Here is a 24,913-nt window from a genome sequence, read left to right as displayed (position 1 = left end):
CAGCTGTGCAACTCAGTAAACCATGTGAGTCGCCCACTTCGAGCCAGGGAAATTGCCGCCGGTCCACCAACCATGCCCACCAACTAGTAGGTTGACCTAGTAAACCTTGTTCAATTACGTTCGGGGGTGGACCCCCGCGTGTGGGTGAATCATCGAACTTCGAAGGAGAAGTGTCATGGCTGAAGCCGTCATCGTCGAGGCACTACGGTCGCCCGTCGGCAAGCGCAACGGAGGGCTTTCCGGTGTGCATCCGGCTGAGTTGTCCGCGCAGGTTCTCAACGGTTTGGTGCAGCGCGCCGGCGTCGACCCCGCGCTCGTCGACGACGTCATCTGGGGTTGCGTCATGCAGGCCGGTGAGCAGGCCCTCGACATCGGTCGCACGGCCCTGCTGACTGCCGGGTGGCCGGAGACCGTCCCCGGCGTCACCGTCGACCGCCAGTGCGGTTCGAGCCAGCAGTCGGTGCACTTCGCCGCCGCTGGCGTGGTGGCCGGCCACTACGACGTCGTCGTCGCCGGCGGTGTCGAGTCGATGTCGCGCACCCCGATGGGCGCCTCGCTGGCCAACGGCGGCAACCCGTACTCGGCGAACTTCAAGAACCGCTACAAGCAGACTCCGAACCAGGGCATCGGGGCCGAGATGATCGCCGAGCAGTGGGGCTTCAGCCGCACCGATCTCGACCAGTTCTCGCTCGATTCACACGAAAAGGCCGCCGCCGCACAGGATGCCGGTGCGTTCGACGATCAGATCGTCGGCATCAAGGACGACGAGGGGAATACCGTTCTCAAGGACGAGGGCATCCGTCGCGGCACCACGCTGGAGAAGATGGGCCAACTCAAGCCCGCCTTCCGCGAGGACGGCGTGATCCACGCCGGCAACTCGTCGCAGATCTCCGACGGTTCGGCGGCGCTGCTGTTCATGTCGGCGGAGAAGGCCAAGGAACTGGGCCTCAAGCCGCTGGCCCGCGTGCACACCGCGGTGCTGGCCGGCGCCGATCCGGTGATCATGCTGACCGCGCCGATCCCGGCAACCCAGAAGGCGCTCAAGCGTTCCGGCCTGTCCGTCGACGACATCGGGGCCTTCGAGGTCAACGAGGCGTTCGCGCCGGTTCCGATGGCGTGGCTCAAGGACATCGGCGCCGACGAGAAGAAGCTGAACCCGAACGGCGGTGCGATCGCGCTGGGCCACCCGCTCGGCGGCTCGGGTGCACGGATCATGACGACGCTGCTGTACCACATGCGCGACAACGGCATTCAGTACGGTCTGCAGACCATGTGTGAGGGCGGCGGCCAGGCCAACGCCACCATCCTCGAGCTGCTGTGACGGGAGCGATGACGACCCCCGCGGCGCTGACCGAGCGCCGCGGGAACGTCATGCTCGTCACGATCAACCGACCGGAGGCGCGCAACGCCGTCAACAGTGCGGTCAGCGCCGCTGTCGGCGATGCGTTGCAGCTGGCTCAGGACGACCCCGAGGTGCGCGTGGTGGTGATCACCGGTGCAGGTGAATCGTTCTGTGCCGGTGCCGATCTCAAGGCCATCGCGCGACGGGAAAACCTGTACCACCCGCAACACCCCGAGTGGGGCTTCGCCGGGTACGTTCGGCATTACATCGACAAGCCGACCATCGCCGCGGTGAACGGCACAGCGCTGGGCGGAGGGACCGAGATCGCGCTCGCCAGCGATCTGGTGGTCGCCGAGGAGCGCGCGAAATTCGGTCTCCCCGAAGTGAAACGGGGCCTCATCGCCGCCGCGGGTGGGGTGTTCCGCATCGTCGACCACCTGCCGCGAAAGGTCGCGATGGAGTTGCTGTTCACCGGCGAGCCGATGTCGTCGGCCGATGCCCTGAAGTGGGGCCTGATCAACCGAGTGGTGCCCGACGGCACCGCGGTCGAGGCCGCACTCGAACTCGCCGAACGCGTCACCTGCAATGCCCCGCTTGCGGTGTGGGCGAGCAAGCGGGTGGCGATGGGAGTGGACGACGACGTCATCACCGGTGACGAAGCCGGATGGTCGAGGACCATGCGCGAGATCTCGACGGTGATCCGCTCAGAGGACGCCAAGGAAGGACCGCTGGCATTCGCCGAGAAGCGCCAGCCTGTTTGGAAGGCCAAGTAAGCACGCTGACGAGCGCTTGCGCGAGGAAGACGCGAGGAAGAGAAGACACTCATGAAAAGAACCATCTACGACGCCGAACACGAGGCGTTTCGGGACACCGTCCGCGAGTACATCGAACGCGAGCTCGTACCCAACCAGGAGAAATGGGAGACCGAGCGCATCGTCGACCGGTCGGCCTACACCGCAGCAGGCAAGTACGGTCTCATCGGGTTCAACATGCCCGAGGAGTACGGCGGCGGTGGCTCCGATGACTTCCGGTTCAACGCGATCATCGACGAGGAGACCGCCCGCTCCGGTGTGCATGGCCCCGCGCTGAGCCTGCACAACGACGTCGTCGCGCCGTACTTCAAGGAGCTGGCCAACGACGAGCAGAAGAAGCGCTGGCTACCGGGCATCGCGAGCGGTGAGATGATCATCGCGATCGCGATGACCGAGCCCGGTGCCGGCAGCGATCTGGCCGGCATCCGCACGTCCGCGGTGCGCGACGGTGACGACTGGATCATCAACGGGTCCAAGACCTTCATCTCGTCGGGCATCAACTCCGACCTGGTTGTCGTCGTGGCCCGCACCGATCCCGAGGCCGGGCACAAGGGCTTTTCGTTGTTCGTGGTGGAGCGCGACATGGAGGGGTTCAGCCGCGGCCGCAAGCTCGACAAGATGGGCCTGCACTCGCAGGACACCTCCGAGCTGCACTTCGAGAACGTCCGCGTGCCGAACGCCAACCTGCTGGGCAAGGAGGGACGCGGCTTCTACCACCTGATGACCAACCTGCCCTCGGAGCGGTTGGGTATCGCCATCTCGGCCATCGCCGGTGCCCGCGGGGTCTTCGACGAGACGCTGCAATATGCCAAGGACCGCAAGGCTTTCGGACAGCCGATCGGCAGCTTCCAGCACAACCGCTTCCTGCTCGCGGAGATGGAGACCGAGCTCGACGTCACCGAGAACTACATCGACCGCTGCCTGCAGGGAGTGGTCGACGGTGAGCTGACCGCGGTCGAGGCGGCCAAGGCCAAGTGGTGGGCGACCGAGGTCGCCAAGAAGGTCGTTGACCAGTGCGTGCAGCTGCACGGCGGATACGGCTACATGATGGAGTACCGCGTGGCGCGCGCTTACGTCGACGGGCGCATCCAGACGATCTTCGGTGGCACCACCGAGATCATGAAGGAAATCATCGGCCGCGACTTGGGTGTTTAACGCGACTTAGGCGACTGGCCGGCTCGCCGTCTAACCGCCCCAACGCCAAAGCCCCCGAAACAACGGCGTTTCGGGGGCTTTTCGCGTTCGCGGCCGAGATCAGCCGATCGGAGCCTCGGCAGCCGGCGTCGGTTCGGCGGGGGCGGCCGGCTCGGTGGTCTCAGTGGTCGTGGTGGTGGTCGTCTCGCTGGTCGAGGTCCCTGACGGCGTGACGGCTTGCGGCGGGTTGGCCGGATCGAGCACCGCGTCGATCAGGTAGATCCGGGCGTTCGCCGCCTGGATGCCACCGCAGACCACCTTGGCGGTGTCGTTGATAGTGACGTCGGCGTTCTCACCGGTCACCTTGATCTCCGCACCCTGCTGGGTGGGCCGCTGACCCCCGACGTCCTTGGGTCCGAGCAACCCGAGGAACACGTGGTAGTAGTCGAAGTCCGTCAGCGCGGCAGGGTTGGCCTTCAGCGCGTCGAGCTGTGCGGGCGTAAGTGCGGCAAACGCCTCGTTCGTCGGCGCGAAGACCACGTACGGGCCGTTCTCCAAGACAGGCACCACGTTCACGGCGGGATTGAAGCCGCCCGAGATCGCGGAGTAGAAGGTGCTGGCATCCGGGATGGCCTGCAAAGCCTGGCCCACCGGAAGGTTGTTCAGCGACTTCCAGTTGGGCACCGCCTCCTTGAAGGCGTCACAGCCCTTCCCCTCGGGATTGGGGATCTCGACCTCTACCGTGGTGGTCGGTTCGGCCGGCTGCTCGGGCGCGGGCGGATCGGCGTACGCGGTCACGGCCAGCGGCACCGAAAAGGCGATCGCGGCGATCCCGGCAGTGGCACCAAGGGTTTTGCTGGTGCGAGTCTTCACTTACGGCTCCTCAGCTAGACAGGTCGCAACGCATGTTAGAGGCAGTTCTTCGTGACTGCCAAAGTCGTCACCTCGCCGAACGGGCAATACGGGCCGTCTGACCTGCGCATTGTCAGTCTGCCCACATGGTGCCCCGAACGGCGGTGAACGGCCGATGCCTACGATGAGCCGCATGCCTGAGCCGCTGATCGTTCCCATCCGTGGTCGCACGCCGTCGCTGCACGCCGAGGCCTGGGCGGCACCCAACGCGAGCCTGATCGGCCAGGTGTCGCTCGCCGCACGGGCCAGCGTCTGGTACAGCGCCACCCTGCGGGCCGAGGCCGAGCCCATCGAGATCGGCTTCGGCACCAACATCCAGGACGGGGTGACCGTGCACGTCGACCCGGAGTTTCCGGTCTGCATCGGCGAAGAGGTCAGCGTGGGGCACAACGCCGTACTGCACGGGTGCGTCATCGAGGACGGGGCGCTGATCGGCATGGGGGCGGTCATCCTCAACGGCGCGACCGTGGGCCATGGTGCGCTGATCGCGGCTGGCGCGGTGGTGCCGCAGGGCTTCGTGGTGCCGCCGCGGACCCTGGTCGCGGGGGTGCCGGGCAAGGTGCGTCGCGACCTCAGTGACGCAGAGGTCAACCACAACCGTTACAACGCGCAGGTGTACCAGCACCTGATCGATCTGCACCGGGACGCGACGGGCTAGATTCTCCCGGGTCCGATCCGGGTACAGGCCCTACCGTGGAACGTGTTCGCACTCTGGTGACCGGCGCGACCGGTTACGTCGGCTCCCGTCTGGTCACCGCGCTGCTCTCCGAGGGCCACGACGTCGTCGCCGCAAGCCGAAATCCGGACAGACTGGCCGATTTCGGGTGGCAGGATCGCGTCACCGCCGTCGCGTTGGACGCTCACGACGAAGATTCGGCGCGGTCGGCGTTCGCCGACGCCGGTCCCATCGACGTCGTGTACTACCTCGTGCACGGCATCGGACAGCCCGATTTCCGCGACGCGGACAACCGCGCGGCGGCCAACGCGGCGAGGGCAGCCAAGGACGCCGGTGTGCGTCGCATCGTGTATCTCGGCGGGTTCGTGCCCGACGGTGACGACCTCTCCGAACACCTCACAAGCCGCGCGGAGGTCGCCGAGGCGCTGCATGTCGACGGCGGAGCCGACGTGGTGTGGCTCGGTGCGGCCATCATCGTCGGGGCGGGGTCGACGTCGTTCGAGATGTTGCGCTATGTGGGCGATCGGTTTCTGGTGATCCCGATGCCGTCGTGGTCGGCCAACCCGATCGATCCGATCTCGATCTGCGATGTACTGCACTACCTCGTCGCCGCCGCGGACAGCGAGCGTGTGCCCGCCGGGGCGTACGACATCACCGGCCCGGAGACCACGTCGTACGCCGATCTGCTGCGGACGTACGCCCGCATCGCCGGCAAGTGGCGGGCCGAACTCCCGGTCAACGGCATCGACACCGGCCTCGTCTCGTGGGTGACCGCAGCGGTGTTGCCGGTGCCGGGCGGTCTGGCGGCGGATCTGGTGCAGTCACTGGACCATCCGATGATCGCATCGGACGCCCGGCTGCGTGAGTTCGTGCCGGACCCGCCCGCCGGGCTGGTCGGCATCGAGGAGGGGATCACGCGGGCGCTGGCGAGCCGTCGGCGTCGACCCGTCGACGAGCTCACCGACCCGCACCACCTCGCCGACACCGACCCCGACTGGGCGGGTGGGGACACGTTGCGTCTCCAGCAGGTGGCCGGTGCGGTCACACCGTCGATCGTCCGGCCCGCGCTCGGGCTCATCGGTGGCGTGCCTGGACCCGTCGCCGGCGCGGTGCGCACCGGGGTGGACACGCTGCTGCATCTCGTGCCGAAAGTGGGGCTGGCGTGACGGAGTCGACACAGACTCGCCCGGGGCTGCGTCGGGAGATCCGCGAGATCGTCAGCGCGTGCCCCGTCCCGCATCACGAACCGCCCAGTGTCGTACGGCGCAGGCGCATCGTCGTCGCGGTCGTGCTCGTCATCGGCGCGGCGCTGCTCGGGTATTCGCTCACCCGGCCGCCGGGCGATTCGTCGTTCTACTGGCTGACGTTGGCCTTGGCCGGGGTGTGGGCGTTGGGCGCGCTCTTGTCCGGCCCGCTGCACATGGGATGCATCCGCTTCCGCGGCCGCAATCAACGACCCGTGATCACCGGCACCGCAGTGGGTTTGGCGCTGGGCGCGGTGTTCGTCGTCGGCGGCCTGATCGCCCGCGAGATTCCTGGTGTGCGCGAATACATCACTCGCGTACTGGAATACGCAGACTACGGACCCTTGGTGCTGGTGGCTTTCATCACCGTGATCAACGGCCTGGCCGAGGAGATGTTCTTCCGCGGTGCGCTCTACACGGCCTTGGGCGCGATGAAACCGATACTGATCTCGACGATCTTCTACGTCATCGCGACCGCGGCCACCACCGGTAACCCGATGCTCGGCTTCGCGGCGATCATCCTAGGCACGATCTGCGCGTTCGAGCGCCGGGTGACCGGCGGCATACTCGCACCGATGCTGACCCACTTCTTCTGGGGTCTGGTCATGGTGCTCGCGCTGCCGCCGATCTTCGGCGTGTGAGGGGATCACTCCTCGGCCATCGCCTCACGCGTCATCTGCCCCACGTAATCTGCCCGGGTCGGTAATTTCTCGATGTGGGGTAGAAGCCCTTCCTCGAACTCCCCGACAAGCGCCTCCAGCGCCGCAGCGGGATCTTGGGCGTGGTCGATACGGACGTCCCACAGCGGGTACTCCTCGGTGCCCACGACGTAGATCGTGCCCGACAGGGAGCCCTGCCTGTCTGCGCCGGTGGCCTCGCCGGCCTGGAGGGCGCACAGGAGCCGGTGCGCGAGGTCGAGGTTCTCGTTGTCGTAGAAGGCGTCCAGCGTCGCCTCGAGTGTCTCGATTCCGACCAGTCGGTTGCCTTGTGCCACAGCGCTTCCGCGCTGCAGATGACCCGCCCAGCCTTCGGTGCGGCCGCCAGTCCAAGCGGCCGTGTTTCCATGCGCGTCGACCACACCGAGCTGACGGTAGTCCCGTCCGTCGTCTCGGCCTATCACCTCCTCGAGCGCTTCTCGCGCGCTGAGTCCCCCGGCCATCAAGTCGAGAATGTCTATGGCCAGGTACGGGTTCATCATGGCCTGGGAAGCCGCGGCGCCAACACCCGCCCGACCATGGGAGACGAGCTTGCCGACACCCAACATCGCCGTGATGGCGCCCACGCCTAACTGCCCCGTGGCCCGATCGCGGGCACAGATGGAAAACGTCACCGATCGCCTCTCGTCGTCGGCTTCCTTCTTACCCGTTTTTCGGCGTCTGACTCACCCCAGCGGATGTGCCAACTCGTCGCTGCGCATCCGGGCCGCCCACACCGCGACCACCGCAACCAGCACGGGAGCAGTGCCCGCGATGAGGAAAATCATCTGCATCGAAACGACTTTCGACAGCGGGCCCACGATCGCGAACGACACCGGCAGGAACGCCAACGACACGAAGAAGTCCAGACTCGACACCCGGCCCAGCATCGCCGTCGGCACGCGTCGCTGCAGCAGCGTGCCCCAGATGACCATGCCGACACCGTCGGTGAAGCCGACCACGAACGTCGCGACCGCCATCATCGCGAACGACGTGGTGAAACCGAACACGATCAGCGGGACGGCGCCCAGGCTCCACATGCCCAGCATCACCGACAGATACCGGCGCGGCATACGGCCCGACGAGACCGTCAGGGCCCCCAGCGCACTGCCCAGCCCGAAGAACGCGAGGATGAAACCGTACATCCGCGCACCGTCGGCGAAGCGGTCCTTGGCGATGAACGGCAGTAGCACTTCGATCGGTCCGAGGACGACCAGCACGAAGATGCTCGCGAACAGCAGCGTCCACAACAGCCACGGCGTGTCGAGCACGAACACGAAGCCGTCGCGAAGATCCCGCAGCACGCGCGAGTGTTCCTGTGGTGCAGCAGGTCTCAGCGACGACCGAGTTGCGATGAGCAATGCCAGGCCGACGCAGAACAACACGGCTACCGCCACAGTACCCAGCGCCGGGAACGTCGCACCGACGACCACGCCGGCGACGGCGGGACCGATGGCGCGCTGAAACACCGGGCGCACCACGCCTTCGACGCCGTTGGCTGCCAGCAGCTGCTCGGGCGGCAGGATCCTCGGCAGGATCGCACTGTAGGCGGGGAAGAAGAACGCCGCCGCCGTACCGAGGGCCGCTGCGCCGACCGCCAGGTGCCAAATCTGCAGTGCGCCAAGCACTCCCAGCGCCGCGATAGCCGATGAGGCGAGAACGTTGACCGTCTCGACCGCAATGATGATCGACCGCTGAGGGAAGCGGTCGGCGGCGATCCCACCGACCAACACGAACGCAACCAGGGCACCGCCGAAGCAAGTCGTCACGATCGACAGCGACACGGGATCGTTGTTCAGCTCGATGACCTGCACGGCCAGCACCACCGCGAACATGCCGTCGGCGAAGATCGACAACGTCACCGCCGCGATCAGCAGGCGGTACTCGCGGATGTGGAATGGTGCGAGCACGCGCCAACGACCGGCGGTCTGCACCGGCTGTTGAATGTCGAATTGCGTACTCACCCGTCGATGGTCGCGGAGGCGCGCCCATCGAGTCCACCGATTTTCGCTGCGCCGAACGTGGGTTACCCGCACGCATTCTGCGCGCCGAGTGTGCGACGACCCCACACTCGGCGCAGGACTTGCCCTAGAAGTCGGAGAAGTTCGCCTTGCGGCGCTGCTGGAACGCGGTGATGCCCTCGATGAAGTCCCGCGAGGTCAGCAATGTCAGCTGGCCCTCCCGTTCGCGTCCCAACGCGGGTTCGAACTCGGTGAGCGTGGCGGCGTTGATGGCGTGCTTGGTCTTGCGCAGCGCCACCGCCGGACCGGACTTCAGCGCGGTGATCACCTTGTCGACCTCGGCGTCGAACTCGTCGGCCGGATAGACCGCAGTCGCCAGACCCCACTCGTAAGCCTCACGCGCGGAGACCTTTTCGGCCAGCAGCGCCATCCGCGCCGCGCGGCTGCGCCCGACCGCCGCTGCCACCAGCGCCGAGGCGCCGCCGTCGGGCATCAGCCCGATCTTGGTGAACGCCAACATGAAATACGCGTCGTCCGAAGCCAAAACGAGATCCGCCGCCAGTGCCAAAGAGACGCCGACGCCGGCCGCCGCCCCATGCACCGCCGCGACCACGGGCTGCGGCAGGTTGACGATCGCGCGGACCGCGTCGTTGGCGGCGTCCAGCACCGAGGCCGGGCCGTCGACACTCTTCTGCGCCTGGTCGTCGTCGCTGATGCCCGCGCCCGAGCAGAAGCCGCGGCCCGCGCCACCGAGTCGCACGACCTTGACCCGCCGATCGGTGGCCGCCGTATTGAGAGTGTCGGCGATACCGACCAGCATCTCGCGGTTCAGCGAGTTGAGGCTGTCGGGCCGATTCAGCGTCACCGAAAGCACACCGCCGGCGAGCTCGACCGTCAAAGCGTCGATACCGGTATATGTGGGTGCGCCCGAATCCAGCGTTGTCATGGCTGCACCCTAGAACCGGACCACTTGGTTATACAAGTAAGCTATGTCGGCGATCCGGAAGCGATTGTCCAACGAAGGGCGGTAAGCATGGCGGGACCTCTGCACGGACTGCGGGTGCTCGAACTCGCGAGCATCGGACCGGGCCCGCACGCGGCGATGATCCTCGGGGATCTCGGCGCGGACGTCGTCCGCATCGAACGGCCGGGCAAGCTCGGGGGAGTCCCCACCAGCAAGCGCGAAGCCACGCTGCGCAACCGCCGCTCGGTGGCCGCCGACCTCAAGAGCGACGAAGGCCGCGAACTCGTGTTGCGGCTGGTCGCCAAGGCCGACGTGCTGATCGAGGGGCTGCGCCCCGGTGTCACCGAACGCCTCGGTCTGGGACCGGAGGACTGCGCGAAGGTCAACGAACGGCTGATCTACGGGCGCATGACCGGGTGGGGCCAGACCGGACCACGCCGCCTGCAGGCCGGCCACGACATCAACTACATCTCGCTCAACGGCGTGCTGCACTCGATCGGCCGGGCGGGCGAGCGGCCGGTACCCCCGCTGAACCTGACCGGTGACTTCGGTGGCGGCTCGATGTTCCTGCTTGTCGGCATCCTGTCGGCGCTCCTCGAACGGCAGACGTCGGGCAAGGGTCAGGTGGTCGACGCCGCGATGATCGACGGTTCCAGCGTGCTGGCGCAGATGATCTGGGGCTTTCTGCAGGACGGCCTCTGGACCGATCAGCGTGGGGTCAACATCCTCGACGGCGGCGCGCCCTACTACGACACCTACACCTGCGCCGACGGCCGCTACATCGCGGTCGGGTGCATCGAGCCGCAGTTCTACGCCGCGTTCCTCAAGGGTCTGGGCCTGGAGAACGCCGACCTGCCCGATCAGAACGACGCGAGCCGCTGGCCGGAGCTGCGCGCGAAGTTCAGCGAGGTCATCGCCGGCAAGGACCGCGACCACTGGGCCAAGGTGTTCTCCGACAGTGACGCCTGCGTGACGCCGGTGCTGTCGTTCAGCGAGGTGGAGTCCGAGCCACACATCACCGAGCGCAACACCTTCTATCGCGACGGGGAGCATCTGCAGCCGATGCCCGCACCGCGGTTCTCCCGCAGCGTGCCGCCGGCACCGATACCACCCGGCCAAGCAGGAGCCGACACCGAAGCCGTCTTACGAGACTGGGCCTGACAGAAAGGAGCACCCTCAAAAGTGGAGATCAAGGACGCCGTAGCCGTCGTCACCGGTGGGGCATCGGGCCTCGGCCTGGCCACCACCAAGCGCCTGCTCGACCGGGGCGCATCGGTCGTCGTCATCGACCTCAAGGGCGAAGAGGCGGTCAAAGAACTCGGGGACCGCGCCCAGTTCGTCGAGACCAACGTGACCGATCCGGACGCCGTCAGCGCGGCACTGGACGCAGCCGAGAAGATGGGCCCGCTGCGCATCAACGTCAACTGCGCGGGCATCGGCAACGCGATCAAGACGCTGAGCAAGGACGGGCCGTTTCCGCTCGACGGCTTCAAGAAGGTCGTCGAGGTAAACCTGATCGGGACGTTCAACGTGCTGCGGTTGGCCGCCGAAAGGATCGCCAAGCAAGAGCCCATCAACGGTGAGCGCGGCGTCATTATCAACACCGCGTCGGTCGCGGCGTTCGAGGGCCAGATCGGGCAGGCCGCCTACTCGGCGTCCAAGGGCGGGGTGGTCGGGATGACGCTGCCGATCGCGCGTGACCTGTCGCGTGAGTTCATCCGCGTGGTGACCATTGCGCCGGGTCTGTTCAAGACCCCGCTGCTGGGTTCGTTGCGCGAAGAGGCGCAGCAGTCGCTGGGCAAGCAGGTGCCGCATCCGGCCCGCCTGGGCGACCCGGACGAGTACGGCGCGCTGGCCGTGCACATCGTCGAAAACCCGATGCTCAACGGCGAGGTGATCCGGTTGGACGGCGCGATCCGGATGGCGCCCCGATGAGCGCTTGCGCGAAGAGAAAGAGAACCCCGATGAGCGCTTGCGCGAAGAGAAGGGGTACGAGGTAGACGCGATGAGTATCAGGACGAAGTTCACCGAGACGTTCGGAATCGAGCATCCCATCGTGCAGGGTGGGATGCAGTGGGTCGGCCGCGCCGAACTCGTTGCGGCCGTGGCGAATGCGGGTGCGCTCGGCTTCATCACCGCGCTGACCCAGCCGACACCTGCCGATCTGGCCAAGGAGATCGCCAAGTGCCGCGATCTGACCGACCAGCCGTTTGGCGTCAACCTGACCATTCTGCCGACGATCAACCCACCCCCGTATGACGAGTACCGGCAGGTGATCGTCGACTCCGGCATCAAGATTGTCGAGACCGCGGGCTCCAACCCGGCGCCGCATCTGCCGATGTTCCACGAGAATGGCATCAAGGTGCTGCACAAGTGCACCTCGGTGCGGCATGCGGTCAAGGCGCAGAGCCTTGGTGTGGACGGCATCAGCATCGACGGCTTCGAGTGCGCCGGTCACCCGGGTGAGGACGACATCCCGGGTCTGGTGCTGATTCCGGCGGCGTCGGCCAAGATCGACATCCCGATGATCGCCTCGGGCGGCTTCGCCGACGCGCGCGGTCTGGTGGCCGCGCTCGCGCTCGGCGCCGACGGCATCAACATGGGTTCGCGGTTCATGTGCACCGTGGAATCGGCGATCCACCAGAACGTCAAGGAAGCGATCGTCGCGGGCACCGAGCTCGACACCGAGCTGATCTTCCGGCCGCTGCGCAACACCGCCCGCGTGGCCAGCAACGCCGTGTCGCGTGAGGTGGTCGAGATCCTCAACCGCGGCGGTCAGTTCGAGGACGTCAAGGACCTGGTGGCCGGATCGCGCGGCGTGAAGGTCTACGAGATCGGCGACCTCGACGCCGGCATTTGGAGTGTGGGCACCGCGATGGGCCTGATCAACGACATCCCGACGTGTGGGGATCTGGTCGCGCGCATCGTCGACGAGGCCGAGGAGATCATCAGCGGCCGGCTCAGCGGCATGATCGCCGACGACGAAGAAGAGAACGTGGCTTAGAAACGGGATCCGGTTTTGCGGGCGGGTTCATCGACAAAGCATGAGCAAGACCGGCTCGGGCCCTCCGGCCGAGCCGTCGGAACGAAGGCGCGACCCCTCGGCGCGCGTCCGGTCAGACGGCGGTACGCAGGGAGTGCTCGTCGTCGAGCTGCTCTGAGGTGTCGCCTTCTACCAGGACATCGCCGTGGTAGAGCGCCTCGAAGTCAACCTTGATGACATCGGCACTGGTTTCGTCGATCCACATGTACTCGACGGTAACTGTCACCTCTAAGGAATCTTTGAGTCACGATTCGGAATACCTTGGCAATTCTTACCGCCGGGTAGGTTGTGGGACTACTCGTCGGTAGCGCTTTGCTGGCGTGTCACGCCCCGGCGGTGAGATGGATGGGGTTGGTGCCGAGCAGCGCCACCCAGGTCAGGATCGCCGCGGCGAAAGCCACGACCAGCAGGCCGACGGCGACACGCCTTCCCCATGACACGCGGCCGAACACCTTCGCGTCGACCGAGTAGGCGCCCGCGCCGACGAACAACAGCGCAGCGGCCCCGATGCCGATCAGGAACGGCGCGTTGAACGGTTCGGACCAGAAAGCCGACTGCGACACGTTGACGGCCCACGCGTCGAGCATCGACGCGACCACCGCGCACGCCGCCAGCGGCGTCAGCGCACCGAAAATCAGGCCCACGCCGCCGAGCGTCTCGGCCGCAGTGACCATGAACGCCGCCAACCCGGGCAGCCGCCATCCCGCGGACTCCATGAAACCGACGGTGGTGCCGAAGTCGAAAGCCTTGATGAGGCCCGCCTGTAGGATCGCCGCACCGATCCCGATCCTCAGAATGAGCAGGCCGATATCCGTCACGGTGTCGCGTGTGGTGGCGGCGGTCGCCGCTTCCATTGTGGTCATGCCGAATACGACTACCAGGAAAGCCGGAACTCATCGCGACGAATCGCGGTGAACGCCGCAGGTGCGCGATTCGTGTCGGGAGGGAAGCGTTGACGTCGCTGACTTACCGTTGTTAAGTTACCGACGTTAGTTTCGAGCTGAGAGGACGCGCGGAGTGCTGCAACGAATCGCACACCTGGCCATAGCGGCGCCTCGGCGCATCATCGCGGTAGCGGTCCTCGTGATGGTTGCGTGCGGGATATTCGGGATTCCGGTCGCTAAACACCTCTCTGCCGGCGGCTTCCAGGATCCGACCTCGGAGTCGGCGAAGGCCACCGAGCTCTTGGTCGACAAGTTCGGCCAGGGCGACATGGAGCTGATCCTCAGCGTGCACTCCGACGAGGGTGCGCAGAGCGCGACGGCCCGTGCCGTCGGAGAGGAGCTCGCCGCCGAACTGCGGGCCGCGCTGTCCGTCGTCGGGGTGAACTCGCTGTGGAGCGCACCGCCGACCGCAGCCCCCGCGTTGGTCAGCGAGGACGGCAAGACGGGCTTGATCGTCGCCGGAATCACCGGCGGTGAGAGCGGCGCGCAGAAGCACGCGAAGGAACTCGCCGAGCGACTCGTGCACGATCGCGACGGCGTCACCGTGCGCGCCGGCGGCGAGGCCATGATCTACGTCCAGATCAACGGGCAGAGCGAGAAGGACCTCCTGAAGATGGAGGCGATCGCGATTCCGCTGTGCTTCGTGGCCCTGGTGTGGGTGTTCGGCGGGCTGTTCGCCGCCGCGCTGCCGCTGGCCATCGGCGGTTTCGCGATCCTCGGTTCGATGGCGGTGCTGCGGGCGGTCGCCTATGTCACCGATGTCTCGATCTTCGCGCTGAACCTGACGGTCGCGATGGGTCTGGCGCTCGCCATCGACTACACGCTGCTGATCATCAGCCGCTACCGCGATGAGATCGCTGACGGGACGGAACCCGACGCGGCGTTGGTGCGCACCATGGCGACCGCCGGGCGAACGGTGTTGTTCTCGGCGATGACCGTCGCGCTGTCCATGGTCGCGATGGTGTTGTTCCCGATGTACTTCCTGAAGTCGTTCGCGTACGCGGGAATCGCGGTGGTGACGTTTGCGGCCGTCGCGGCGGTGGTGGTCGCGCCCGCGGCGATCGTGCTGCTCGGCGACCGCTTGGACGCGTTGGATGTGCGGCGGTTCGGCCGCCGGCTCCTCGGCAGGCCGGAGCCGGTTCGCAAATCCGTGGAGCAGACGTTCTGGTACCGCTGCACGAAATTCGTGATGCGCCGGTCGGTTCCGATCGCGCTCGCGCTCGTCACGCTGCTGCTGGTGCTCGGCGCGCCATTCCTCAACGCGCGGTGGGGTTTTCCCGACGAACGGGTGCTGCCCCAGTCCGCGTCGGCGAGGCAGGTCGGCGACGAGCTGCGCGCGGACTTCGCCGTCGACTCCGCCCGTAACGTCACGGTCGTCATACCGGACACCCAGGGCATCACGCCCGCGACGGTGGACCGTTACGCCGCCGATCTCTCGCGAGTGCCTGACGTGTCATCGGTGTCTGCTCCCGGGGGCACGTTCGTCGACGGCAGACCTGTGGGTCCGCCGTCGGCGGCAACCGGTGTCAAGGACGGCAGCGCGTTCCTCACGGTGGCCAGCGTCGCGCCGTTGTTCAGCGACGCCTCCGAAGCGCAGCTCGACCGGCTCGAGGCGGTGAGCACTCCCGCCGATGTTCCGGTTCTGCTGACCGGCACCGCACAGGTGAACCGGGACAGTGCGTCGGCGATCACGTCGCGCCTGCCGCTGGTGCTCGGGGTGATCGCGGCCATCACCTTCGTACTGCTTTTCCTGCTCACCGGGAGCGTTGTGCTGCCGTTGAAGGCGTTGGTACTCAACGTCTTATCACTGACGGCTGCGTTCGGTGCGCTGGTGTGGATCTTCCAGGAAGGACATCTCGGCGCGCTGGGCACCACGCCGACCGGGACACTGGTGGCGAACATGCCGGTGTTGTTGTTCTGCATCGCGTTCGGGCTGTCGATGGATTACGAGGTGTTCCTGATCTCACGGATCCGCGAGTTCTGGCTGCAGTTGGGCGAGGACGGGACGATGTCGGCTCGCGTCCGCAACGACGAGAGCGTGGCGCTCGGCCTGGCGAAGACCGGCCGTGTCGTGACGGCGGCGGCGCTGCTGATGTCGATCTCGTTCGCGGCGCTGATCGCCGCCCAGGTCGCGTTCATGCGGATGTTCGGCGTCGGCTTGACGCTCGCGGTGCTGGCCGACGCGACGCTGGTGCGGATGGGGTTGGTGCCGGCGTTCATGCATCTGCTCGCACGGTGGAACTGGTGGGCACCCAAACCGCTGGCGCGACTGCACGAACGGATCGGATTCAGCGAGTCCGCCGAACCATCACCCGCCGAGGCCTCGATCCAGCCGGCGGGTACGCGATGAAACGGCGACGTGCGCCGCGGGGATCCGGCGAGCAGCTGCGCGACGAGATCCTCGACGCGACCACCGATTTGCTGCTCGAGGCGGGCAACGTCAAAGAGGTCTCGATCCGTTCGGTGGCGCAGCGGGTCGGTGTGACCCCGCCGTCGATCTACCTGCATTTCGCCGACAAGGACGCGCTGCTCGACGCGGTGTGTGCGCGCTATTTCGAGAAACTCGACGAGGAGATGCAAAGTGTGGCGTCCGGACAGCCGTCGACCATCGAGGTGCTGCGTGCTCAGGGGTTGGCGTATGTCCGGTTCGCGATGAAAACCCCTGAGCTGTACCGCATTGCGACGATGGGCGAGAGCCGGCCGGGCAGCGATGTGGACGTGGCGTTGAACAGCTCGGCATTCGTGCATCTGCGGGCCGCGGTCGAGGGACTGATGGCGGAGGGGATCTATCCGCCGGGTGACTCGACCGCGACGGCGCTGGAGTTGATGACCGTCGCGCACGGCGTCGCCGCGATGCTCATCTCCAAGCCGTATCTTCCGTGGGGTGACGTCGAGGACTTCGCCGACCGCGTCCTGACGGCCGTGTGTCTGGGCCACATCACCCGCGGTGCGGTGGACCCCGACGCGCCGCCACCGGAAACCGTCAACCAGTTGAAGGGGATGCTCCATGCCCGACACGGTCGATAACCCGTTCTTCGCCCGATTGTGGACGGTGATGTCCACCAACGAGACCGACGCCATCCGGAAACTTCGCCGGGAGAACCTCGCCGGGTTGTCGGGACGGGTTCTGGAGGTCGGTGCGGGAACCGGGACGAACTTCGAGTTCTATCCCGACACCGTGAGCGAGGTGGTGGCCGTCGAACCCGAACGCCGTCTCGCCGAACAGGCGCAGCGAGCCGCGGCCGTCGCCCGAGTACCTGTCACGGTCAGCACCGACACGGTGGAGCAGTTCGTGGCCGCGGGCGACGAGCCGTTCGACGCCGTCGTCTGCTCGCTGGTGCTGTGCTCGATCGACGATCCGGATACCGTTCTGCAGCAGTTACTTTCATTGATGCAGCCGGGCGGTGAACTACGCTATCTCGAGCACATCGCCAGTGACGGCGGACGCGGGCGGTTGCAGAGGATCGCCGACGCGACGGTGTGGCCACGTCTGCTCGGCAACTGTCACACCCACCGCCACACCGAACACAGCATCGCGGGCGCGGGTTTCGAGGTCGCGGGTTCACGGCGCGAGTGGACGATGCCGCGCTGGGTCCCGCTGCCCGTCGCCGAGTTCGCGATCGGCCGCGCGGTCAAGCCTTCGTGATTTGTGTGCGTTCAGGAGCGGTGAGCGCAACAAATCGCTAATTGAGCAGGGCCGGGAGCCGCTGCAGCAGGTTCGGCAGCGCGCTGGCCGCCGTTTCGCGCAGCGACGCGGTCGCGGAATCGGACAGCGGTGTGCGTTCCGGGTTGACCTCGATGACCGGGGTGCCGTTGGCCAGTGCGATCTCGGGAAGGCCCGCCGCGGGATAGACGATCGACGAGGTGCCGACGACGATCACCAAATCGGCGCCGCTGACCGCCTCGACCGACCGCTGCCACGCGTCCTCGGGCAGCGCCTCACCGAACCAGACCACGTTGGGCCTGATGAGGCCACCACACACGCACCGCGGCGGGTCGACCGTCTCCACCGGTTCGGGCATGGCCGGTAGCTCACCGGAATACACACCCTGGCACCGGTCGCAGCGGAACTCGAACAGGCTTCCATGGACGTGGTAGACCTTCTTGCTGCCCGCACGCTCGTGCAGGTCGTCGACGTTCTGCGTGACGACATGCACGTCGGCGAAGTCCTGCCAGGCGGCGACCGCCCGGTGGCCGTCGTTGGGCTGCACCGCGCTCATCATGTAGTGGCGCCACAGATACCACGCCCACACCTTCTCCGGGTGCGCCCGCCACCCTTCCGAGCTGGAGATCTCATACGGGTCGACCTTCGCCCACAGACCGGTTTCGGCATCGCGGAACGTCGGCACCCCGCTCTCGGCCGAGATTCCAGCACCGCTGAGGACCGTTACCTGCACATGACCAAACTAGCCGTTGTGGGCGATACTGAGCACGTGGCCGAGTTGGGGGATTGGGTACGCATCGACCATCGCTCGTCGGGGGCATTGTTCGACCAGCTCAGGACGCAGGTCATCGACGGTGTGCGCGACGGCAGACTCCCGCCGGGAACCCGGCTTCCGACGGTGCGCGAGTTGGCGGGCCGGCTCGGCCTCGCCGTGAACACCGTGGCCCGTGCTTACCGCGAGTTGGAGTCGGCGGGAGTCGTCGAAACCCGCGGCCGTTTCGGCACATTCGTTGCTCATGCGGATCCCGTGGACGCTGCGATGGCCACGGCGGCGAACACGTTCGTGTCGGCGGCCACGGCGCTCGGTGTCGGCATGGACGACGCGCTGCGCTATGTGGAAGCGGCGTTCGGCCTTTGTGGTCAGCCGAGCGACGATCGAGCGGCGAGGAACGAGCCGCGTTGAGGAGTTCGGCCTTTGTGGTCAGCCGAATTCGAGCAGGGTGAAGACCGGCCGCACGGAGTCGAGCCACGGGAGTCGCTGAGCCCCCCACAGCAGCGCGTTGAGCACCTTGCCGCGCCCCGGCGGCAACGCCACGTCGTGGACCGCGCGTATTCCGGGGATCTCGTTGACGAGGTTGGCGACCTGCGAGGGCGTCATGAAAAACGGCATGGGCGGGACGCGGTAGCTCAACGAGGGGCGCAACAGGCCCCGGCTGATCAACCGGGCGAACCAGGCCGGCGGCAACTCGAACATCATCCGGCCGCCGGGGAAGCGAGCCGCGCACTGGCCGATCAAGCCGAGTGCCTCCTCGGGCTGCAGGTACATCAGTAGACCTTCGGCGGTGACAAACACGCCGTTTTCGGTGTCGACGTGATCCATCCAGGTGTAGTCCAGCGCCGACTGGGCAAGCATGTGCACCCGGTCCGATGCGGGCAGCAGACGGCGGCGCAGCTCGACGACCGGCGGCAGATCGACGGTGAGCCACTGGAATTCGTGGCCTACATCGGCGGCGTCGAGGCGATAGAAGCTGGTCTGGAGTCCCTCGGCGAGGGCCACGACCGTGGCGCGCGGATGATCGCCGAGGTAGCGCCGCGTCTCGCGGTCGAAAGCCAGGGCCCGCAGCGCCATGTCCTGGCGGCGCGACAGGCCGAATTTGGAGAAGTCGAAGTCGATCGAGTCGGCGAGCCGTATCGCCATGGGGTCGTCGATCAGTCCGTCCGGTCGACGGGCCTCCGTGGCCCGCACGTTCAGCGTCATCAGTGCGGTCTCGGAGACACCGGTCAGCATGGTGGCGTCGGCCTTGGCGGACGAAGCGCTCGGTTCGGAACTCACCCGCTCGAATCTACCTAGCGCAGACCTTGTCCAGCGTTCGCAGGTTCCTGGTGGTGGTCGACGACTTGTAGCGTTTCTTACCCATGGTCTTGCCGATGGTGCTCTGCAGCGTTGCGGCCTTGGGCACCTGCCAGTAGATGACGCCCTCGCCACGCTCGATCTTCTCCTCGGGGGCGGCCTGCTCGGCCAGGCCGGCGAGCTCGTCGAGCACCTGTCCGTCGGTCACGAACGTCACATACGAATGGTGGCCAGGTACCTCCCGCTCGAAGGGGTAGGCGCGCGAGATCGCCGCGACGGTGTCGATCGGGTAAGCCAACACCCAGGCGCCGTATCCGAAGGTGTCCCGCAGTGCTTTCTCGGCCTTCGTCCGGACCGCGTCGACTCCCGACCCGCTTTCGAACAGAATGTTTCCGCTGGCGAGAATCGTTCGCACCGAACGGAATCCGGCTTGCTCGAAGGCCTTCGCGACGTCGGCCATCTTGAGGTTGACGCCACCGACGTTGACCCCGCGCAGGAAGGCGGCATAGCGCGTCATCAGCCGAACTCCAGCAGGGTATGGCTGGGCCGACCCCTGCGCAGGAATCCGACGCGGTCCCACATCGGTGAGGCCAGCACGTTGTACAGCCCACGTCCCTGTGGCATCGCGAGGTCGTGTGCGGCGCGCACACCGGGGATGCGCCCGGCCAATTGGACAGCCTCGTCGGGGGTCAGCGCGAAAGGCATCGGTGGGGTGGCGTAGCGGTCGGAGAGCTTCAGTTTGCCGCGCATCGTGCGCCGGCTGAACCACGGCGGCACGGAGTCGAACATCATCGCGCCGCCGGGAAAGCGGTCCGCGCAGTCGCGGATCAGGCACAGCGCGTCGTCGGGATCGAGATACATCAGCAGGCCCTCGGCTGTGATGAAGACACCGTTCGACGTGTCGACGCGGTCCATCCAGCTTCGGTCCAGCGCCGACTGCACCAGCGCGACGATGCGGTCGTCGTCCGGCATCAGCTGTTGCCGTAGGGCCATGACGGGTGGGAGATCGACTGAGTACCAGGTCGATTCGTCGACGACGCCCTGCCTCTGCAGTCGCCAGAAACTGGTCTGCAGGCCTTCGGCGAGGGCGACCACCGATGCCTTCGGATGCGTGGTCAGATAGTCGCGAGTCGCGGTGTCGAAGGCGACGGCGCGGATGGCGTGCGACTGGTTGGGTTTGCCGAACTTGCGGTAGTCGTAGTCGATCGCGTCGAACACCGTGATTGCCCACGGGTCGCGGAGCACGCCGTCGGATCGCTTGGCCTCGCTGGCGCGGAAGTACAGCGTCCACAGTGCGGTCTCGGATACGCCTTCGAGCACGTTGCCGTCGATTCGGGGTGCGGGAGCGGTCACATCTCGATGGTAGAGACGTAGGCTCTTGGCATGGGACGCCACGTGTTCGACGACAAGCTGCTCGCCTTGATCGGCGGAAACTCGCTGGGCGTCCTGGCGACCATCAAACGCGACGGTCGCCCCCAACTGTCGAATGTGTCCTACTACTTCGACTCGCGCGCGTTGACCATCGAGGTGTCGATCACCGAGCCGCGGGCCAAGACCCGCAACCTGCGGCGTGACCCACGCGCATCGCTTCACGTCAGCTCGGACGACGGCTGGTCATACGCGGTCGCCGAGGGCGACGCGATACTCACGCCTCCGGCCGCCTCTGCGGACGACGACACCGTCGAGGCCTTGATCGCGTTGTACCGCAACATCACCGGCGAACATCCCGACTGGGACGACTACCGGCGCGCGATGGTCGAGGACCGCCGGGTGGTGATGACGCTGCCGATCAGCCACGTATATGGGATGCCGCCGGGCAGGCGTTGAGGCTAGGCTGCCGAGCATGGCTGAGACACCGGAAGACGACACCAAACGCAAGTTCCGGGAGGCGCTGGAGCGCAAGAAGACCAGGATGGCCGGCGGAGGCGATCACAAGGATGGCGGAGCCAAGCAGCCGCGGGCACACGGCCCGGTCGAGCATCGCCGGGAGTTCCGCCGCAAGAGCGGCTAACTCCGGCGGGACGACGATCAAGCGGCGAGGTACGAGCCGCGTTGAGGAGTTCGGCCAGCTAACCGGCGCGGGACGCCCGCGCTTCGCGCACCAGGATCGCCGCCAGGCACAGACCCGAGAGCACGGCCACCGCCACCGCGAAACTCACGCCGGCCGTGCGTAATCCCCACTGCTGGGCCGCCAGGCCCTCGCCGACGACGGGCAGCGAGATGGCCACGTAGCCGATGACGAAATAGGTCGAGTTGACCTCGGCGCGTCGGTCGGCGGGGCTGCGTTCGGAGATGGCGGCCAAGCCGCGGCTGAAGCTCATGCCCTGGCCTGCGCCTGACACCACGGCGGCCGCGATGAGCCCGATCAGCGACGAAATCGCAAGCGCGACTGCGAGAACAGCCATCCCGACAACCAGGATTGCGCAGCCGACGGCGAGCGCCCGCTGGGGCTGCATCGTGTTGGTGGCGATTTGCGAAAGCGCCGAGGCGGCGAAGATCGAACCGGCGATGAGCCCGGCGACGGCCTGGTTGTCGATGCCGACGATTTCGGTCACGAAGGACGGTGCGACGGCGGCGAACAGTCCCGTGACGGCGAATCCCGCGAATCCCGCGATCGCGGCGAGCGTGAACACCGAACGCACCTCGGGCGGTACCGCGAGACGCTGCAGCGCGATGCGTCCGGACCGCGGCGAGGTCTCCGGCACCAGCAGCACCGCCACGCCCGCCAGTGCCGCCAGCACGATGTGCACGATGAAGCTCAGGTGCAGCGGGTGCGGCGCGTACTGCACGAGCACACCCGCCACCATCGGACCGGCCCCGAGTCCGCCGATGTTGGCGACGGTCGCGACCGCGGCGGCCCGGCTACGCCAGTGAGGTGGCGCGGCCTCGATGACCGCGGCGGTGGCCGTCCCGGTGAAGACGCCCGCGGACAGTCCGGAGAACACGCGGCCGACGAGCAGCAGCGGCACCGAATCGGCCGCCAGGAACACTCCGGCACTGATCAACGCCGCGACCACACCGCCCAACAGCACCGGGCGCCTGCCGATCGCATCGGACCACCGCCCGAACGCCAGCAGTGCGAACAGCACCCCGCCCGCGTACGCCGCATAGACGACGGTGGTGGTCACCACCGAGAACTGCAGCTGCTCGCCGTAGAGCGCGTACATCGGCGTCGGCATCGTGGTGCCGAGCATGATGGCGGCGAACGCGTACGCCAGCAGCGGGAAAGCCAGGCGCGTGCCCGCGCGGGTCGGAGCCTCAGACACGTCGCGGTGCAACTTTCTGCGCCGAAATTGCATTCCAGCAGGCGGTCACTCGGACTTTGCCTGCTGGAATGCAATTTCGCGGGGTTGAAGTCAGTGTGTGACGGCCTTCTCGGCGCCGACGCCGGTCAGCGAGCGCACCTCGAACTCGGCGTTGATGTCCGGGTCGCCCCGGTCGGGTGAGGTCAGCGAGCCGAGGACGCCGAGTACGAAGGCCAGCGGGATCGACACGATGCCGGGGTTGGCCAGCGGGAACCAAGCGAAGTCGACGCTGGGCAGCATTGCGGTCTTCGAACCCGATACGGCGGGGGAGAACACGATCAACACGATGGTCGAGATCAGGCCGCCGTACATGCTCCACAACGCGCCGCGGGTGTTGAACCGCGGCCAGTACAGCGAGTACAGGATGGTCGGCAGGTTGGCCGCGGCGGCCACCGCGAAGGCCAGCGCGACCAGGAATGCGATGTTCTGCTCGGCGGCCAGGACCCCCAGGCCGATGGCGAAGATACCCAGCACCACGACCGTGATGCGCGATACCCGCACCTGTTCGTCCTCCGAGACCCGGTCGCTCTTGAGCACGCTGGCGTAGATGTCGTGCGCGAACGACGTCGCCGCCGTGATGGTCAGCCCGGCGACCACCGCGAGGATCGTCGCGAACGCGACCGCCGAGATGACGCCCAGCAGGATCACCCCGCCCAGTTCAAACGCCAACAGCGGCGCCGCCGAGTTCTGCCCGCCGGGAGCGGCCAGGATGGTGTCGGGGCCGACGAGCGCCGCGGCGCCGTATCCGAGCGCCAGGGTGAACAGGTAGAACGCGCCGATCAGCGCGATGGCCCAGACCACCGAACGACGCGCCTCCTTGGCGGTCGGCACGGTGTAGAAGCGCATCAGCACGTGTGGCAGCCCCGCCGTGCCCAGCACCAGCGCCAGGGCCAGCGAGATGAAGTTGATCTGCGATGTCAGCGACGCCCCGTACTGCGCGCCGGGCGCCAGCACATCGCGGCCGGCGACGGCCTCGTTGGCAGATCCCGAGACCGCCGACTGTGCGGCGCCCAGTATTTCGGAGATGTTGGCGCCGAACTTCGTCAGCACCCATACCGTCATCAGCCCCGCGCCGCCGATCAGCAGCACGGCCTTGATGATCTGCACCCACGTGGTGCCCTTCATGCCGCCGATGAGCACGTAGACGATCATCAGTACACCGACGACGGCGATGACGACGGCCTGACCGAGATCGCTGGTGACGTTGAGCAACAGTGCGACCAGGCCGCCCGCGCCGGCCATCTGCGCCAGCAGGTAGAACAGGCAGACGACCAGCGTCGTGGTGGCCGCGGCCAACCGCACCGGACGTTGCTCGAGGCGGAAACTCAGGACGTCGGCCATCGTGAATTTGCCTGCGTTGCGCAGCAATTCGGCAACCAACAACAATGCGACCAGCCACGCGACCAGGAAGCCGATGGAGTAGAGGAACCCGTCGTAACCGTAGACCGCAATGGCGCCCGCGATGCCGAGGAAACTCGCCGCCGACAGGTAGTCGCCGGAGATCGCGACGCCGTTCTGCGGGCCGCTGAACGAGCGGCCCGCCGTGAAGAACTCGGCGGCGGTGGCGTTCTTCTTGCTCGCGCGGATCACGATGTAGAGCGTCACCGCCACGAACAACCCGAAGATGCCGATATTGGCGAGCGGGTTGCCGACGGCGGAGTCGACGGCCAACAGTGTGCTCACGCCGCGCGGCCTTCCAACCCGGTGCGGATCGCCTCGGCGCGCGGGTCGAGCTCGCGGTTGGCGAAGTGCACATACAACGCGGTGATGACGAACGTCGAGACGAACTGGCCCAGGCCGATCAACAGGCCGACATTGATGTCGCCCCACACCTTGATCGCCATGAAGTCGTGGGCGAACGCGCCCAGGATCACGTAGGCCGCGTACCAGACGAGGAACAACGCGCTCATCGGGAAGACGAAGCGACGCAGCCGGCTCCGTAGTTCCTGGAACTCCGGGCTGGCTTGCACGGCTCGATATTCCGCGCCGCTGATGGGGATATCCCGATTCGACAGGTCTCCCTGGGGCATTGCACTCCTAGACCTCGACGTGGAACCACTCAGTTGCTGGTACGAGACTCTCGTTCACGAGCAGTCGCGCGCACCTCCGACACGCCGACAAAAAGGGGCACTAGTGGACTGTGGGG

At 66.8% G+C, this 24,913-nt stretch carries 28 protein-coding genes; 15 read left to right on the top strand and 13 right to left on the bottom strand.

Annotation, left to right across the window (positions count from 1 at the left end; genetic code table 11):
- Window positions 1-175 precede the first annotated feature (175 nt).
- The 3 genes from AU193_RS17010 to AU193_RS17000 are packed head-to-tail and all read left to right on the top strand — an operon-like array spanning window position 176 to window position 3,309.
- Entirely contained in the window at window positions 176-1,321 is a 1,146-nt protein-coding gene (locus tag AU193_RS17010) for an acetyl-CoA C-acyltransferase (protein WP_064423534.1), read from the top strand.
- An 8-nt stretch (window positions 1,322-1,329) separates the two neighbouring features.
- Complete coding sequence (locus AU193_RS17005; protein ID WP_156425259.1) at window positions 1,330-2,115, top strand: crotonase/enoyl-CoA hydratase family protein; 786 nt, start codon at window positions 1,330-1,332, stop codon at window positions 2,113-2,115.
- A 51-nt stretch (window positions 2,116-2,166) separates the two neighbouring features.
- The gene (locus tag AU193_RS17000) at window positions 2,167-3,309 is read left to right on the top strand and encodes an acyl-CoA dehydrogenase family protein (protein WP_064423532.1); all 1,143 of its coding nucleotides are present in this window, start codon (window positions 2,167-2,169) and stop codon (window positions 3,307-3,309) included.
- A gap of 99 nt (window positions 3,310-3,408) precedes the next feature.
- On the opposite strand, the gene AU193_RS16995 is transcribed toward AU193_RS17000, so the two are convergent.
- Window positions 3,409-4,161, bottom strand: coding sequence for a fasciclin domain-containing protein (locus AU193_RS16995; RefSeq protein ID WP_064423531.1), 753 nt, complete (start codon window positions 4,159-4,161; stop codon window positions 3,409-3,411).
- 172 nt (window positions 4,162-4,333) lie between these two features.
- On the opposite strand from AU193_RS16995, the gene AU193_RS16990 reads away from it, so the two are divergent.
- Genes AU193_RS16990 through AU193_RS16980 form a run of 3 tightly spaced genes read left to right on the top strand, consistent with a single transcriptional unit; the run spans window position 4,334 to window position 6,761 of the window.
- Window positions 4,334-4,858: a gamma carbonic anhydrase family protein gene (locus AU193_RS16990; RefSeq protein WP_064423530.1), complete on the top strand. Its 525-nt coding sequence runs from the start codon at window positions 4,334-4,336 to the stop codon at window positions 4,856-4,858.
- 35 nt (window positions 4,859-4,893) lie between these two features.
- A complete protein-coding gene (locus AU193_RS16985) occupies window positions 4,894-6,042 on the top strand; it encodes an NAD(P)H-binding protein (protein WP_064423529.1) in 1,149 nt (382 codons plus the stop codon).
- 26 nt (window positions 6,043-6,068) lie between these two features.
- Window positions 6,069-6,761: a type II CAAX endopeptidase family protein gene (locus AU193_RS16980; RefSeq protein ID WP_156425268.1), complete on the top strand. Its 693-nt coding sequence runs from the start codon at window positions 6,069-6,071 to the stop codon at window positions 6,759-6,761.
- A 5-nt stretch (window positions 6,762-6,766) separates the two neighbouring features.
- Here AU193_RS16980 and AU193_RS16975 read toward each other — a convergent pair whose 3' ends face one another.
- The 3 genes from AU193_RS16975 to AU193_RS16965 all read right to left on the bottom strand — a co-directional run bounded on the left by AU193_RS16975 (window position 6,767) and on the right by AU193_RS16965 (window position 9,722).
- Window positions 6,767-7,450 (bottom strand): DUF1028 domain-containing protein, encoded by a 684-nt coding sequence (locus tag AU193_RS16975; protein WP_064423527.1) that lies wholly within the window; start codon window positions 7,448-7,450, stop codon window positions 6,767-6,769.
- Window positions 7,451-7,501: 51 nt separating this feature from the next.
- Window positions 7,502-8,761 (bottom strand): tetracycline efflux MFS transporter Tet(V), encoded by a 1,260-nt coding sequence (gene tet(V) / locus AU193_RS16970; RefSeq protein WP_172798343.1) that lies wholly within the window; start codon window positions 8,759-8,761, stop codon window positions 7,502-7,504.
- A gap of 142 nt (window positions 8,762-8,903) precedes the next feature.
- A complete protein-coding gene (locus AU193_RS16965; protein ID WP_064423525.1) occupies window positions 8,904-9,722 on the bottom strand; it encodes an enoyl-CoA hydratase in 819 nt (272 codons plus the stop codon).
- A gap of 87 nt (window positions 9,723-9,809) precedes the next feature.
- Between AU193_RS16965 and AU193_RS16960 the strand changes: the two genes are divergently transcribed.
- The 3 genes from AU193_RS16960 (at window position 9,810) to AU193_RS16950 (ending at window position 12,744) form a co-directional block, all read left to right on the top strand.
- Window positions 9,810-10,901 (top strand): CaiB/BaiF CoA-transferase family protein, encoded by a 1,092-nt coding sequence (locus AU193_RS16960; protein ID WP_064423524.1) that lies wholly within the window; start codon window positions 9,810-9,812, stop codon window positions 10,899-10,901.
- Window positions 10,902-10,922: 21 nt separating this feature from the next.
- A complete protein-coding gene (locus tag AU193_RS16955; protein ID WP_064423523.1) occupies window positions 10,923-11,675 on the top strand; it encodes a 3-hydroxyacyl-CoA dehydrogenase in 753 nt (250 codons plus the stop codon).
- A gap of 70 nt (window positions 11,676-11,745) precedes the next feature.
- Window positions 11,746-12,744, top strand: coding sequence for a nitronate monooxygenase family protein (locus AU193_RS16950; protein ID WP_064423608.1), 999 nt, complete (start codon window positions 11,746-11,748; stop codon window positions 12,742-12,744).
- 112 nt (window positions 12,745-12,856) lie between these two features.
- Here the strand turns inward: AU193_RS16950 and AU193_RS23735 are convergent, their stop codons facing one another.
- Both AU193_RS23735 and AU193_RS16945 read right to left on the bottom strand, forming a co-directional pair.
- Window positions 12,857-12,988 (bottom strand): hypothetical protein, encoded by a 132-nt coding sequence (locus AU193_RS23735; RefSeq protein ID WP_156425258.1) that lies wholly within the window; start codon window positions 12,986-12,988, stop codon window positions 12,857-12,859.
- Between the two features lie 118 nt (window positions 12,989-13,106).
- Entirely contained in the window at window positions 13,107-13,646 is a 540-nt protein-coding gene (locus AU193_RS16945; RefSeq protein WP_064423522.1) for a DoxX family protein, read from the bottom strand.
- A 154-nt stretch (window positions 13,647-13,800) separates the two neighbouring features.
- Between AU193_RS16945 and AU193_RS16940 the strand changes: the two genes are divergently transcribed.
- From AU193_RS16940 to AU193_RS16930, 3 genes are read left to right on the top strand one after another with little or no spacing between them, the layout of a single operon-like run.
- Complete coding sequence (locus AU193_RS16940) at window positions 13,801-16,077, top strand: MMPL family transporter (protein WP_064423521.1); 2,277 nt, start codon at window positions 13,801-13,803, stop codon at window positions 16,075-16,077.
- A complete protein-coding gene (locus AU193_RS16935) occupies window positions 16,074-16,754 on the top strand; it encodes a TetR/AcrR family transcriptional regulator (protein ID WP_064423520.1) in 681 nt (226 codons plus the stop codon). Before AU193_RS16940 ends, AU193_RS16935 begins: the two co-directional genes overlap by 4 nt.
- Window positions 16,735-17,373, top strand: coding sequence for a class I SAM-dependent methyltransferase (locus tag AU193_RS16930; RefSeq protein ID WP_064423519.1), 639 nt, complete (start codon window positions 16,735-16,737; stop codon window positions 17,371-17,373). The genes AU193_RS16935 and AU193_RS16930 overlap by 20 nt, the downstream gene beginning before the upstream one ends.
- Window positions 17,374-17,410: 37 nt before the next feature.
- On the opposite strand, the gene AU193_RS16925 is transcribed toward AU193_RS16930, so the two are convergent.
- Window positions 17,411-18,124, bottom strand: a complete 714-nt coding sequence (locus AU193_RS16925; protein WP_064423518.1) for an NAD-dependent deacylase — start codon at window positions 18,122-18,124, stop codon at window positions 17,411-17,413.
- 36 nt (window positions 18,125-18,160) lie between these two features.
- Here AU193_RS16925 and AU193_RS16920 point away from each other — a divergent pair, with 36 nt between their 5' ends.
- Window positions 18,161-18,574 carry a GntR family transcriptional regulator gene (locus AU193_RS16920; protein WP_064423607.1) on the top strand — a complete coding sequence of 138 codons (414 nt, stop codon included), beginning with the start codon at window positions 18,161-18,163 and terminating at the stop codon, window positions 18,572-18,574.
- Window positions 18,575-18,592: 18 nt separating this feature from the next.
- Here AU193_RS16920 and AU193_RS16915 read toward each other — a convergent pair whose 3' ends face one another.
- From AU193_RS16915 to AU193_RS16905, 3 genes are read right to left on the bottom strand one after another with little or no spacing between them, the layout of a single operon-like run.
- A complete protein-coding gene (locus AU193_RS16915; RefSeq protein ID WP_064423606.1) occupies window positions 18,593-19,399 on the bottom strand; it encodes a class I SAM-dependent methyltransferase in 807 nt (268 codons plus the stop codon).
- A 55-nt stretch (window positions 19,400-19,454) separates the two neighbouring features.
- Window positions 19,455-19,979: a DUF1697 domain-containing protein gene (locus tag AU193_RS16910; RefSeq protein ID WP_064423517.1), complete on the bottom strand. Its 525-nt coding sequence runs from the start codon at window positions 19,977-19,979 to the stop codon at window positions 19,455-19,457.
- Window positions 19,979-20,815, bottom strand: coding sequence for a class I SAM-dependent methyltransferase (locus AU193_RS16905; protein ID WP_064423516.1), 837 nt, complete (start codon window positions 20,813-20,815; stop codon window positions 19,979-19,981). The genes AU193_RS16910 and AU193_RS16905 overlap by 1 nt, the downstream gene beginning before the upstream one ends.
- Window positions 20,816-20,845: 30 nt before the next feature.
- Here AU193_RS16905 and AU193_RS16900 point away from each other — a divergent pair, with 30 nt between their 5' ends.
- Together AU193_RS16900 and AU193_RS23225 are read left to right on the top strand one after the other, a co-directional pair.
- Window positions 20,846-21,289 carry a PPOX class F420-dependent oxidoreductase gene (locus tag AU193_RS16900; RefSeq protein ID WP_064423515.1) on the top strand — a complete coding sequence of 148 codons (444 nt, stop codon included), beginning with the start codon at window positions 20,846-20,848 and terminating at the stop codon, window positions 21,287-21,289.
- A 16-nt stretch (window positions 21,290-21,305) separates the two neighbouring features.
- Window positions 21,306-21,473, top strand: coding sequence for a DUF5302 domain-containing protein (locus AU193_RS23225; RefSeq protein WP_156425257.1), 168 nt, complete (start codon window positions 21,306-21,308; stop codon window positions 21,471-21,473).
- A 58-nt stretch (window positions 21,474-21,531) separates the two neighbouring features.
- Here AU193_RS23225 and AU193_RS16895 read toward each other — a convergent pair whose 3' ends face one another.
- The 3 genes from AU193_RS16895 to AU193_RS16885 are packed head-to-tail and all read right to left on the bottom strand — an operon-like array spanning window position 21,532 to window position 24,797.
- Window positions 21,532-22,761 (bottom strand): MFS transporter, encoded by a 1,230-nt coding sequence (locus AU193_RS16895; RefSeq protein WP_082683018.1) that lies wholly within the window; start codon window positions 22,759-22,761, stop codon window positions 21,532-21,534.
- A 57-nt stretch (window positions 22,762-22,818) separates the two neighbouring features.
- Window positions 22,819-24,450, bottom strand: coding sequence for a cation acetate symporter (locus tag AU193_RS16890; protein WP_064423514.1), 1,632 nt, complete (start codon window positions 24,448-24,450; stop codon window positions 22,819-22,821).
- A complete protein-coding gene (locus AU193_RS16885) occupies window positions 24,447-24,797 on the bottom strand; it encodes a DUF485 domain-containing protein (protein WP_064423513.1) in 351 nt (116 codons plus the stop codon). The genes AU193_RS16890 and AU193_RS16885 overlap by 4 nt, the downstream gene beginning before the upstream one ends.
- Window positions 24,798-24,913: the final 116 nt, after the last annotated feature.

The organism is Mycobacterium sp. GA-1285 (assembly GCF_001499905.1).
Classification (GTDB): Bacteria; Actinomycetota; Actinomycetes; order Mycobacteriales; family Mycobacteriaceae; genus Mycobacterium.
The sequence above is the reverse complement of the archived record's forward strand: the minus strand, read 5'-3'. Positions and strand labels throughout refer to the sequence as shown.